Origin of the sequence: Microbacterium sp. (assembly GCF_052099035.1) — a bacterium.
GTDB lineage: Bacteria > Actinomycetota > Actinomycetes > Actinomycetales > Microbacteriaceae > Microbacterium.
The window spans coordinates 1-12,324 of record NZ_JBQDSX010000073.1 but is presented as its reverse complement, the minus strand read 5'-3'; the positions used below and the strand labels follow the sequence as shown (position 1 = coordinate 12,324).

12 protein-coding genes are annotated in these 12,324 nt (G+C 64.1%); 8 read left to right on the top strand and 4 right to left on the bottom strand.

The genetic code is table 11. The features are described 5' to 3' along the window. Positions 1-968: ATP-binding cassette domain-containing protein (locus ACTIAO_RS15185; RefSeq protein ID WP_441907015.1), on the top strand; the 968-nt coding region annotated here is incomplete at its 5' end. 162 nt (positions 969-1,130) lie between these two features. Further along, positions 1,131-1,697 (top strand): hemerythrin domain-containing protein, encoded by a 567-nt coding sequence (locus ACTIAO_RS15180; protein ID WP_441907014.1) that lies wholly within the window; start codon positions 1,131-1,133, stop codon positions 1,695-1,697. A gap of 85 nt (positions 1,698-1,782) precedes the next feature. On the opposite strand, the gene ACTIAO_RS15175 is transcribed toward ACTIAO_RS15180, so the two are convergent. From ACTIAO_RS15175 to ACTIAO_RS15160, 4 genes are all read right to left on the bottom strand, one after another. After that, the gene (locus ACTIAO_RS15175; protein WP_441907013.1) at positions 1,783-2,505 is read right to left on the bottom strand and encodes a hypothetical protein; all 723 of its coding nucleotides are present in this window, start codon (positions 2,503-2,505) and stop codon (positions 1,783-1,785) included. Between the two features lie 314 nt (positions 2,506-2,819). Beyond that, positions 2,820-3,527 carry a helicase associated domain-containing protein gene (locus ACTIAO_RS15170; RefSeq protein WP_441907012.1) on the bottom strand — a complete coding sequence of 236 codons (708 nt, stop codon included), beginning with the start codon at positions 3,525-3,527 and terminating at the stop codon, positions 2,820-2,822. A gap of 716 nt (positions 3,528-4,243) precedes the next feature. Next, a complete protein-coding gene (locus ACTIAO_RS15165; RefSeq protein ID WP_029153778.1) occupies positions 4,244-7,384 on the bottom strand; it encodes a type I restriction endonuclease subunit R in 3,141 nt (1,046 codons plus the stop codon). Positions 7,385-7,456: 72 nt separating this feature from the next. After that, on the bottom strand, positions 7,457-7,933 hold the full coding sequence (locus ACTIAO_RS15160) for a restriction endonuclease subunit S (RefSeq protein ID WP_211219188.1): 477 nt from the start codon (positions 7,931-7,933) through the stop codon (positions 7,457-7,459). Positions 7,934-8,339: 406 nt separating this feature from the next. Between ACTIAO_RS15160 and ACTIAO_RS15155 the strand changes: the two genes are divergently transcribed. From ACTIAO_RS15155 to brxC, 6 genes are all read left to right on the top strand, one after another. Beyond that, the gene (locus tag ACTIAO_RS15155; RefSeq protein WP_029153780.1) at positions 8,340-8,768 is read left to right on the top strand and encodes a hypothetical protein; all 429 of its coding nucleotides are present in this window, start codon (positions 8,340-8,342) and stop codon (positions 8,766-8,768) included. 123 nt (positions 8,769-8,891) lie between these two features. Continuing rightward, positions 8,892-9,065, top strand: a complete 174-nt coding sequence (locus ACTIAO_RS15150) for a hypothetical protein (protein WP_157560585.1) — start codon at positions 8,892-8,894, stop codon at positions 9,063-9,065. Between the two features lie 269 nt (positions 9,066-9,334). Beyond that, complete coding sequence (locus ACTIAO_RS15145) at positions 9,335-9,610, top strand: helix-turn-helix domain-containing protein (RefSeq protein WP_425411296.1); 276 nt, start codon at positions 9,335-9,337, stop codon at positions 9,608-9,610. Beyond that, complete coding sequence (locus tag ACTIAO_RS15140) at positions 9,607-10,218, top strand: DUF1819 family protein (RefSeq protein ID WP_029153782.1); 612 nt, start codon at positions 9,607-9,609, stop codon at positions 10,216-10,218. The genes ACTIAO_RS15145 and ACTIAO_RS15140 overlap by 4 nt, the downstream gene beginning before the upstream one ends. Then, the gene (locus ACTIAO_RS15135) at positions 10,218-10,829 is read left to right on the top strand and encodes a DUF1788 domain-containing protein (protein WP_029153783.1); all 612 of its coding nucleotides are present in this window, start codon (positions 10,218-10,220) and stop codon (positions 10,827-10,829) included. The genes ACTIAO_RS15140 and ACTIAO_RS15135 overlap by 1 nt, the downstream gene beginning before the upstream one ends. A gap of 4 nt (positions 10,830-10,833) precedes the next feature. Beyond that, a partial coding sequence (gene brxC, locus ACTIAO_RS15130; RefSeq protein ID WP_441907011.1) for a BREX system P-loop protein BrxC occupies positions 10,834-12,324 on the top strand: 1,491 nt, incomplete at its 3' end.

Genomic DNA, 12,324 nt, shown 5'->3' with positions numbered 1-12,324 from the left:
ACCGCGCGCTGCTCGCCGACACGTGCGAGGAGTTCTTGGACCTGGATCCGTCGCGCGATCGTCAGCCGCGCCGCTACGGCGGTGGGTACGCCGGCTGGCAGGAGGGGCGGCGCGCGGAGCGCGAGCGGTGGGAGCAGGAGCATGCGGATCAGCAGCTCGAGCACGCGCGCCTAGCCACCGCCGCCCAGTCCGCCCGCGACCGCCTGCAGACCGGATGGCGTCCGCCGAAGGGCACCGGCAAGCACCAGCGCCAGAGCCGCGCGCCGGGCGTCGTGCAGGCGGTCGCGCGAGCGCAGGGGGCACTGGAGGCCCACCGCGTGGCAGTCCCGGCCCCGCCGCTCGCGTTCTCCTTCCCGACCCTGAATCCTGGCCGCGGCGTGCTGCTGCGCGCGGACGACGTCACCGTCGAGAATCGGTTGACGCGCCCCGTGACCCTGGACCTGTCAGCGGGCGATCGCCTGCTCGTGACGGGGCCGAACGGCGCGGGAAAATCGACGCTGCTCGCCGCCCTAGCGGGAAGGTTGGAGCCGACGACCGGGTCCGTGCGGACCGGCAACGGCGCGCGCGTGGTGCTCGTCGCGCAGGAGACCGAGGTCGACGACGCGTCGCGCACGGCGGGCGAGGTGTTCGAGCAACACATCGGTCGGCTGAGCTCGTCAGGCATCCTCTCGGGTCGCGACACCGCCTCCCTCGGATTCCTCGGGCTGCTGCCCGGTGGCTCCGTCGGGACCCGAGTGCGCGATCTCTCTCAGGGTCAGCGACGGCGCTTGGACCTCGCGCTGCGCCTCGCCGAGCGCCCGGACGTGCTGATCCTCGACGAGCCCACGAACCATCTGTCGATCCCGCTCGTCGACGAGCTGACCGAGGCGCTCGGCGCGACCCGCGCAGCGGTCGTCGTCGCGACGCACGACCGGCGGCTGCTCAGCGACCTCGAGGAATGGCCGCGCCTCGAGATCGGTGCGACATGAAGGCCTGGACGACGGGAACGTCTCGCTCCGATGGGTGTTGTTCTGCGCCAGCGGCCGTGTATTCTGCGGGGAGCGTCGCGTGCCGGTGGCAGACCGTGTCAGGCATGGAGGCGTGGGATCTGAAGGAGGAAGACATGTCTATGTCGCCCCCTTCGCCCTCACGTGACTGAGGGCGACATCACCGGGCCAGGGTCCCGGAACAACCATCCGGATGCGCGTGCTGTTCGCGCTGACCACCGGGCAGCAGCGTCCGGGCCGCCCGGGACCGGCGAGCGGACCAGGCTCGTCGCCTGGTCTGCGGAGCTGCGTCAGGTGCACGATCGCCTGCGCAAGGCGTTGCGAGTGGCGCAGGACGCCGCTGCGTCCGGCCAGTTTCCCGAGGCTGCGGGCCGCGAGCTGCTCTTGTTCTGCCACGGATTCTGCACGGCACTCATCGGGCACCACGAAGGAGAGGATCGCGAGCTGTTCCCTGCGATCGCGGCCGCTTACCCTCATCTACGCGACACACTGCGCTTCCTGGAACAGGACCACTCGATGATCGCTCATCTTGTCGGCGGGCTGCAGTCCGCCCTCACGGAAGCTGCCGACCCCAAGGACCTCTCCCTGCACTTGGAGGGCATCACCGCGATCATGGAGAGCCACTTCCGCTACGAGGAGCGCCAACTTCTCGAAGTGCTAAAGACGCTCGCTCTCGACGCCGATTCGGAGCGCGTGCTCGGGGCGTTGTGATCGTGGGGAGTGGAGTATCGCGCGATTGCCGCACGACGAGGCGGCTGCGTGCCCGCAACGGCTGACGCGCCCGACGTCGGGCGCGTCAGCCGTGCCAGCGCCACACACGGGCGCCGTCGTCGGTCGTATGAAGTGACAGCCCGCGGAGGCGCCCGCCCCTCACCTCGTCGATGAACAGCGTGCCCGGCACGTTCGCATCCGTCCGGACGTCGCTATCCGCCCTGAAGATGATTCTCTGCCAATCGCGGCTGCGATTGCGCGGCGGATCCGGGGAGAGGAATCGGAAGTTCGGCTCGCCTGGCCGCCCTGTCGTCGAGAACGTGCGCGGCTGCCATGTGCTGTCGAGAACCGCGGCCGCGGCGCGTCGCACGCGGCGGCGACTGCGCCAGAACATGGTGGTGGCGAGGACCAGCCCGATGACGAGCGACCCGCTGGCCACTCGCATTGCGAGCGGCGAACTCGTGGAAGGCTCACCGGCGCTGGTGGCCCAGATCCTGACCTGGTCACCGATCGTCCACGGTTCGCCGCATACGCGGATCTGGCCCGTGCGGGCCAAGCCGTCCTGCTCCCAGGCGATCGTGTAGCGATCACGATGATTACGGCCGCACCAGGGCACTTCCTCGAAGCCGGTCACCGCTGCCGTCTGCTCGGAGCTCTGTCCGAGAAGATGATCGACCGTGCCGGGCTCCCGCACTTCAACGAGTCCGATACCGATCGCGATCAACCCGACGACCGCGACCATGGCCCAGAGCATGCGTGACCACGGTCGGTGGGCGCGCGTGAGCGCCTCGAACTCCTTCGATGGCACGTCACGATCGTACGTGCGCAGCTTCGAACTCAGCGACTTGGCGACGTTCGATGTCTCGTTGTAGCGGCGAGTGTTTCCAGCCGCCCGGCGACGGCAGCAGAAGTCGTCGGTCGTCGCGTGATTTGAAAAGTAACCGGAGCACACGCGTCACGTGCTCGACCCACGCACGGCCCGCTCAGGCGTCGCTCGATGAGATATTTCCGGCGCTGACCGTGGTCGTAGGGATCCGGATTGCACGCATATCCAACCGCCACGGACGCGCTCGCACTCGCGGATCCGCGCCTTACCGCCGCGACGCCTGCGGTAGGGATTCGTCACTCCTCTTCCAGCTCATCGAAGGGGAGGAAAATCGCGTCAATCGTGCTCTCAGGCAGCAAACTAACGTTGACACCGACGTCCTCGATGGGGTCAACGTTCCAACCGGGTGCGATCCGGTTGATCGAATCGGTGTCTTCACTTGTCAGCCGCCACCCTTCTGACAAAGAACGCAGATGTTCGAGCGAGCTGTATGCAGCACCTTCGCGCGGAGCCGTGCCTTTACCCGTGGGGAGTCGCTGTTCGGTCGCGAAGAAGCTCGCGAGCGTCTCGATGCTGGTAGCCAGCAGGCTCTTGACGGGCTCCGTCACGTTCTGCGCGTCAACCCACCCAGGAGCGTGAAGATCGAGGTAGTACACGCGGTCAGTATCAAGCTCGCCCGCACGCAATCGGTGACGTTGCCGTGTGAGCCAGTACCCGAGCCGGCTCTCGTCTTCGGTTGCCTTCCCTTCGGCGCGTGGGTTGTGGCCGTAAAGCAACCGGAACTCACCGATGCGATCGGCCCGAGCGCAAAACCTCGCGAAGCGGGGATCAGAGTCACGGAGATTCGCATCGCGCCAGCCAGGCAATTCCTCATCAAGACGACGAGCGATCGCCGAGTTGTCATTATCGAGCGCACGTTGCATCCACAGCGCGTCGGACCGCTCGACGCCTTCTGCGGACAAGCGGGGAAACGCCCCTGTCTTCTCGCGGCGGCGGCCGATCACCGCGATACGTCGCCCAGTATCGTCCTCGTCCCAGTGCGGCGCCTCACGGTCGAGCGCTGCTCTCCGGTCAAGCTCGAGGAGACCTGCCTCAGCTCGCGAACGCTGGTACCGCACCCACTGCATGAGCCCCCCCGGTCCCGTGCCCTGCGTAGGGAATCGTCCGGCGTTGTCGGAGAGGAAGCGTGCGAGCTGCTCGAGGCGTTTCTCCCAGGGCACGGCCCCGTTGCGTCCGGTTGATAGTTCACGTCGACGGTACAGGATACCGGGGAGGTGGGCGTGGACAATGGCGACAACTCCTGCGTGGATAGTTCCGTTCTGGGTTGTTGTGCGCGTGTTGGCGAGCCAAGCGTGAAGAGAGCGTTCCGCGGGGTCAGCACTGAGTGTCTGCGGGAACCGTCCGTGCTCTTCGACGAATGCGGCGAACTCCTGCGCGCGTTTAGCATGATCGGCCTTCGGCGTGAACCGCGCAAGAGGGCGCTCCTCCCAGCCGGGCGCAAATTCGTCAAGCGTTCCTACGCGGCTGTCAGAAAGCTCGCCCCGCTGGTGCAGGAGCCGCTGCCTAGACATGAACGCGTAGAGAGCCGTCGCCGGTTTGTCACTTGCGTCACGGTTCGTTGGTTGGTGCCCTTCTCGTTCGCGATATTCGGCCCAGCGACGGACGCTGTCGAGGAACGCTACGTCATGCGAGGGAAGCTCGCCTCGCGGCACGGGCACGCTCATGCCGCCACCACTTCGTCGGCGAGCAGCGCGGCCTGTTCGATCACGAGCTCGATTGCCTCGTCTCGGGCGTCCGGCGGGTATTTGTAGCGGGCCAGGATGCGCTTGATTTGCGAGCGCATCTGCGCCTGCACGGACTGCTTGTTGCGCCAGTCGATCGTTACCGAGTTGCGGATCTTCGTCACTAGCTCGCGGACAATCTTCTTCAGAGTCTCGTCGCCGAGTTCGAGGACCGCAGACTCGTTCTCTGCGACCGCGTCGTAGAACGCGACCTCATCGACACGGAGACCGAGCTCTTCAGCGCGCTTCGCGAGGTTGGTTTTGCCCTTCATTTCCTTTGCCATCTTCACGAGCTCGGCGATGATCTCGGCAGTCGAGAGGGTGCGGTTGGTGTACTTGGTGAGGGCTTCGTCGAGCATCTCGGAGAACCGCTTCGCCTGCACGATGTTCGACCGGCGCAACGATCGGATCTCATTGTTCATCAGACGCCTCAACAGCGCCTCCTGCAGATTCGGCTGGTCGGTGTGCTTCAGCGACTCGAGGAACTCGTCCGACAGCAGCGACAGTTCCTGCGAGTTCATGCCCGCACGCGCGTAGATGTCGACGACCTTGTCAGCGGCGACAGCGGCGTTCATCAGCTGCGTGAACGACGTATCCAGATCCTGACCACCTTGCCCACTGCGCCCCGAGTCGGGGTTCTGCAGTTTCAACACCGCGACCCGTGCCGAGGTGAACAGGCGCACATCGTCCGCGATCGCGCGTGCGCGGTCATCCGCGCCAGCGAGCGCGTGAGCCTTCACGAGCGCGAGTACCTGGTCAAGGAACCGCTTCGCCCGGTCATCGTCGGCGAGCACGAAGTTCGCCATCCCCGCAATTTGCTGCAGCTGTGCCGGGCCAGTGAGATCCGGCGAGGAGTCATACTCGTGCTTGTGAAGGAGGGAACGGATGACGTCGTGCTTCTCGAGCATCACGTTGATCACATCATCGATCGGGACGCCCGCCTGCTCACGGTCGGACGGAGAGTAGACCGCAAGGGCGTCTTCGAGGTTCGACAAGAGACCGATGTAGTCGACGATGAGGCCACCGTCCTTGTCGCGGAACCGGCGATTCACGCGCGCGATGGCCTGCATGAGGCCGGCGCCGCGCATTGATTTGTCGACGTACATTGTGTGCATTACGGGCGCATCGAACCCAGTCAGCCACATGTCGCACACGATCACGATCTCGAGCGGATCGACCGGGTCCTTCGCCCGGGCCTGCAGCTCCTGCCGCACCTTTTTTGAGTAGATGTGCGGCTGCGCCCACGGCTCGCTCGCGGCAGACCCGGTGATGATGACCTTGATCTTCCCCTTCTTCGGGTCCGGGTCGTGCCAGTCGGAGTGCTTAGCGACGAGCTTGTCATACAGTCGCACCGCGATACGGCGGCTCATTGTGACGATCATCGCCTTCCCGAACGCGGCAGTCTTCCGCCTCGTCCATTGCTCGTCGATATCGTCCGCGATCCGCTCCAGTCGTGGTTCGGCGCCGACGATCGCCTCCATGTGGGACCACTTCGACTTCGCATCATTGCCGGTGTTCTCGTCAACGCCGTCGATGATCTCCTCGACGAGATCATCGAGCGCGGAACGGTCGTCCCTAGAGATATCGAGCGGGGCGACGCGAGCCTCGTAGTAGATTTTCACCGTCGCGCCGTCCTGCACGGCGCGGGTGAGGTCATAGACGTCGATGTAGTCACCGAACACGGCGCGTGTGGACTTGTCGGCGACATCGATCGGAGTGCCCGTGAACCCGAGGGACGTCGCCCCGGGCAGGGCGTCGCGCATGCTCTTCGCCAGGCCCGGCTTCACGCGGCCCTGTGCATCGACGCGGTTCTTCAGCCCGTACTGGGATCGGTGCGCTTCGTCGGCGATGACGACGACATTGCGACGCTCGGTGAGTACCGGGTTCGTGTCCCCAGCGTCGCCGAGCGCGAACTTGTGCAGAGTGGTGAACACGATGCCGCCGGATGCGCGCGTGAGGAGCTTCCGCAGGTCGGCGCGGGAATCGGCTTGCACAGGGATCTCGGGGAGGATGTGTGCCGGCGCGAACGTGTCGGTGAACAGCTGATCGTCCAGGTCGTTGCGGTCGGTGATGAACACGAGCGTCGGGTTCATCATCCGCGCGTCCTGCATGATCTTCGCGGCGTAGAACACCATCTCGAAGCTCTTACCCGACCCCTGCGTATGCCACACGACACCACCGCGACGATCCCCGTCCGGGCTCGACGCGCGGACGGTCGACTCGACAGCAGCGTTCACGGCCCAGAACTGGTGATACTTCGCCACACGTTTGACCAGGATGCGCTTGGCCTGCCCTGTCTTCGCATCGTTGATCGTTTCGCTGCTAAACACGACGAAGTTCCGTACGAGGTCCAGGAACCGCTTTTTTTCGAAGACGCCCTTAATCAGCACCTCGAGCTCGAGTCCATCCACTGGCGTCGGCGAATCGATCGACTTCCACGGCGCGTAATGCTCGAACGCTCCGGTGAAGCTGCTCATCGCCGCGGCGATCCCGTCCGAAATGACCGTGACGACGTTCGTGCGGAACACCGACGGGATGTCCGACCGATACGTCTGGATCTGATTCCACGCCGACTGCAACGTCGCGTTCTCAACGATCGGGTTCTTCAGCTCGAACAGCGCCAGCGGCAGCCCGTTCACGAACACCAGCAGGTCGGGCCACCGGTTCTTGTTCTCGACGATCGTGAACTGGTTCGCCGCGAGCCAGTCATTATTGTCGGGCTGCTCAAAGTCGATCACTCGCATGAGGCGCGTACGTACAGCGCCGCCCGCGTCGCGATACTCAGCTCCGACACCGTCGGCAAGGATCCGATGGTTACAAAGGTTCTCGTCGATCAGGCTCTGCGCACTTGGTGACGTAACCTCCTTCACCGCGCTGTCGACCATCTCGGCCGACGCGTCCGGATTGATCCGCGCGATCGCATCACGTAGGCGCCCCTCGAGCACCGTCTCCCGGAACGAGACTCGTTCCGCGGCGGGCTCGCCCGGAGCGATGTGGGCGGCGTTGAGGGTGTGGAACCCGAGCTCAGAAAACCAGCCGAGCGCGCTCTCCTCGAGCACCGCCTCGTTCATCAGCGACATCCGGACCCCTCCGTTACGCGGACACCGAGTATTTACCTGTGCACATGGATACACGACAAACTATCCCGCCGCTCACACGCCCTCCTCGACCGGCACGCGGACACGCCCGGAGAGCAGCTCCGGGCGCAGCGCGTCACGGAGCGCAGCGAGGCGGCGGGATTCGTTGTAGCCGTCGCGAACGAGCGTCAGAAGCGGCTCGACATGATCGTTGAACGCAGCGGCGGTTGCCAGGTCCGGGATTGTCGCTTGCATGTCCGCGAGGGCCCCATCCCAGACAGCGTATGGCATCGTGGACCCCTTCGAAGTGGCACTCGCGTAATCGATCGTGCTGTCGCGATCGAGCAGCAGAAGCGCGAACGCGAGGTACTCCGGTGAGTTCGGGCGCAGCACGAACGTGGTGTTTCGAGTGATTCCTTCGTATGGAGCGAGAGAGACGCGATGAAAGTACACGCGCATCGCGCCGAAAAGGATGTCATTCTTCGTGAACAACGAGAGGCTACTCTTCGCCTGTTCGCTGGGCCGCGACTCGTGCAGGCCAAGAGTTCCCATGGGAAGGGAGTCGATAGGAACGTAAGGGAGGTCAGGCCGAGCGCCAGCTCTCGTCGGCTTCTTGACGAGCTTCACAACTTCCTGAAGCGTGCCGACACGCCACGAAGCGGGAGCTTCCCCGCCCCAAGGCTGATACTCAACGAACCAGCACTCGAACAACGCGCGCAGAAGTTCTTGCGCCGTCTCGACAGCGCGCCGGTTCGACTCGATCTTGTTGTCGAGCGCGCCGAGCGTCGCAGCGATCGCACGCTGCTCCGCAATCGTTGGAACAGAAACGGGCAGACGGTAGAACGCATCTCGACTCGTTGACGGAATCGCGCTACCCGAGTCCATCGAGTTCAGGTCGTGGGTGAGGAGCTATGGCACGATCAGCCCGCTCCCGCCTCGAGACGGGTCTGGTGAGCCGATGTGGGCGACGCCGGTCGCGAAGCCGGTGGTCGCCGCGCTCCACGAACTCACGACCTCCCCGGATGTGCAGGTCGGCTGGGTCACGAGCTGGAGTCCCGGCATGGTGCAATCGCTGATCGAAAGGCGACTGGGTGGGCGGCTCGACGGCCGACACTTGCACGGCGATGATGATTGGGCGCCGGGATGGCGTGCCAGAGCCGTCACGCACGCGGTGGAGAGATCCGGCGCCCGAGCAGTCGTCTGGTTCGACGACATGGCGGTCCGCAGCACATTGATGCGCACGCTGGAGCGAGCCGGGCTCAGCCCCGCGGTCCTCGTGATCCGCCCCGACGAGTACACCGGCATCACGATGCGGCAGGTCCGTCGGGCTGCGCAGTTCGTGGCCGACGTCCGGGATGCCGAGCTACTCGACAGGCCGACAACTTGAGCGGCGAGGCGGCAGTCGCGTGGCTTGCTGGTGCCCGGATTCTGCTCGTTCGTGTTCCCCGCAATGGGATCATGCGCGACGGTAGCGGTCACGCCGTACGCATTCGCGCGAGAGGAGTTCAGCATGCCTACGGAGATCGTCGAGATCGATATCGAGCCTGAAGACAAGGCCGAGCTGGACCGCCTCGTGGAGATCTACGGTGGAGGCGACCCGTCGGCGTTCCTTCGCGAGGTCATGCGAGTCATGTCTGCCCTCGAACACGAAGCGCACGTCTCGGGGGATCCGCGCCAACCGTGATAGCAGGGCGGCATCGCCTCGGAGAATCCTCGAGCGACAACGAGCGGCAGCCCTCAGCGGCGCAACGAGGCTGGCCCAGGGATCGAACTCGGTGGACGTTGCCGCTGCGGTACCGCATCTGATTGGCTCTGACGTCCCCCGAGTCAGAAACTGGGGGTGAAACCGGTTCTCGCCGAGTTGCTCGGTGCGTCGCGGAAATCCGACGGGTTTCACCGCCGATAGGGTGACTATGTGCGCACTTCGCGCACTCCATCCGGAGGTCTATCGACGTGGCTGAGCCCTGGCTGTCTGCTGAGGAGATTGCCGCCCACCTGGGCATTACGAAGGACACCGTCTACGACTGGATCTCCGAGAAGAAGATGCCCGCCCACCGCGTCGGCCGGCTCTGGAAGTTCCAGGTCAGCGAGATCGATGAGTGGGTGCGCAGCGGCGGGGCAGCCCCGAGCCACGGGACGACGAGGGCGACACGTGACGGTTGCTCGGCGATGTCGGAGGGTCGACGTATGCTGATCAACTTGCCATTTTCCAGAGGGGGTGTCCTGTGAGCAGCCGCAACTCGACTGCCGCGCCGCGCTACGCGCTGTCGTTCACAACCGGCGGCCTCCTGGAGCGCGAGGCCGCATTCTTGGCGCCGGTCTATGTCGAGCATCATGACTGGGTGAAGGTGCGTGACCTTGCGGTCGAAGGAAACCTCCTGCAAGCGCGCACCTACAGAACCGGCGTACGCCTCGTGCGCGAGACGGTCAAGAGGATGTCGGCACTCTCCGACCGTGAGGTTGAGAGCCTCACCGAGATCACCGCTTCTGAGGGCGGCCACCTTATGTGGGCAGCCGCGTGTCGTCGCTACGACCTCATCGGCGAGTTCGCCGAGGAGGTACTCCGTGAGCGCTTTCTCACCTTGGCGGGCACCGTCTCCTATGAGGACTACGACTCCTTCTACCGCACCAAGGCCATGTGGCACGACGAACTCGACGCCGTCTCGGCCGCTACATACAAGAAGCTCCGAGAGGTGCTGTTCAAAATGATGGTCCAGGCAGGGCTGTTGACCACGCAGCGCACTATCGAGCCCGTGCTTCTCTCCGCCCGCGTCGCCGAACTCCTCACCCAGCGCACGCCGAGCGACATCCGCTTCTTCCCGACGAGGGTGGCCTAATGCCCCTGAACTCCAAGCCCACACTGGCTCAGCAAGAGGAGCACCTGTTCAGGGTACTCAGCAGCGAACGCTTCCTGAAGATGGAGGGTCTCGGCAACGAGGTCGCCCACTTCATCTACGACTACGACCCAACTTGGGCGCTCGATATCACCCAGGCCAAGAAGCGCATCAAGACCAAGCTCGACACCGAGCGGGGAATCAAGGTCCTCGAGATCAACCTCTACGACCTGTGCGTCGAGCTGCTCAAGGAGCGCAACGTGTGGGAGCGCATCCTCACCGCCGAGCCGACGATGGACAAGCCCGACTTCCTAAAAATGCTTCAGAACATGCTCGACCCACAGATGCACCTGGCTCCGGCGATCAAGGAACGCATCACGGACGAGTCGTTCCAGATCCTCTTCCTCACCGGAATCGGCGAGGTGTTCCCTTTCGTGCGTTCGCACACGGTGCTGAACAACCTTCAAACGGTCGTCTCCCACAAGCCGATGCTGATGTTCTTCCCAGGACGGTACGAGGTGTCGACCACGCAGGGCTCGGCACTGGTGCTGTTTGGCCAACTCAAAGACGACTCCTTCTACCGCGCCAAGCGCATTCTCGACCAGGAAGCATGACCCGATGAAACTCAACGAGATCTTCCTCAAAGACGTCACCCGCTCGATCGAGGGCGTCGTCAAGGCCGACGACGTCGACCACCTGGGCATCGAGGTCGAGGAGTACGTCTTCACCAACGACGCCGCGAAGGGCGTGGCGCCACTGCTGGAGGAGTACACCAACTACACGAACGCCAACGGCGTGTGGATCTCGGGATTCTTCGGCTCCGGTAAGTCCCACCTGCTCAAGATGCTCGCCCACCTGCTTGGTGACGTGGAGGGTCAGGCATTCGCCCGCGAGAAGGTGAGCGAGTCCTTCCTCAGCAAGACCGATGACGCGATGCTCATCGCTTCACTGGAGAAGGCTGCGGCCATCCCGGCGAAGAGCCTGCTGTTCAACATCGACCAGAAGGCGACCCTGATCGCGAAGGACCAGACTGACGCGCTGCTCAAGGTCTTCGTCAAGGTCTTCGACGAGAGCCGCGGCTACTTCGGAAATGATGGCGCTGTTGCCCGATTCGAGGAGGATCTCGACAAGCGCGGCCAGTACGAGGCGTTCAAGGCAGCCTTCGCCAGGCACGCCGGAATCGACTGGTCGCAAGGGCGCGAGCAGACCGCCCTGGAAGGTCACAACATCGACAAGGCGTTCGCCGAGGTCAACGGTGAGGCTAACCCCGGGATCATTGCGCAGTACCAGAAGTCCTACGCCGTGTCGATCGAGGACTTCGCCACCTCGGTCAAGGCGTGGATCGACAAGCAGGGACCGGGCTTCCGGCTCAACTTCTTCGTCGACGAGGTCGGCCAGTTCATCGCTGACGACGTCAAGCTCATGCTCAACCTCCAGACGATCGCCGAGTCCCTGAACACGAAATGCAAGGGGCAGTCGTGGGTCTTCGTCACCTCACAGGAGGACATGGATAAGGTCATCGGCGACCGCACCAGGCAGCAGGGCAACGACTTCTCCAAGATCCAGGCCCGGTTCAGCGCCAAGGTGAAGCTGACCAGCCAGGATGTCGAAGAGGTCATCAGCAAGCGTCTGCTGGAGAAGAACGATGCGGGCGCTGCCGAACTGATGACCATCCACGCCAAGGAGGGTGCGAACTTCAAGACGATCTTCGACTTCGTCGACGGCGCGAAGACGTACCGCAACTACGTCGATGGTGGTCGATTCATCAGCACGTATCCGTTCGTGACGTACCAGATCCCTCTGTTTCAGGCGGCGATCGAGGGCTTGTCTGATCACAACATGTTCGAGGGCAAGAACAGCTCGGTCGGTGAGCGCTCGATGCTCGGCGTGGTCCAGGAGGTCGCCAAGCGCATCGGCACCGAACAGGTGGGCTACCTCGCGACCTTCGACCAGATGTTCGCGGGTATCAGCGCCGCGCTGAAGTCGGCCGCCCAGAGCGCCATCCTTCAGGCCGAGAGGCATCTGCCCGACCCGGGCTCTGAGGTCACGATCCTCGCCAACCGACTGCTGAAGGCGCTGTTCCTGGTCAAGTACGTCGACACCTTTAAG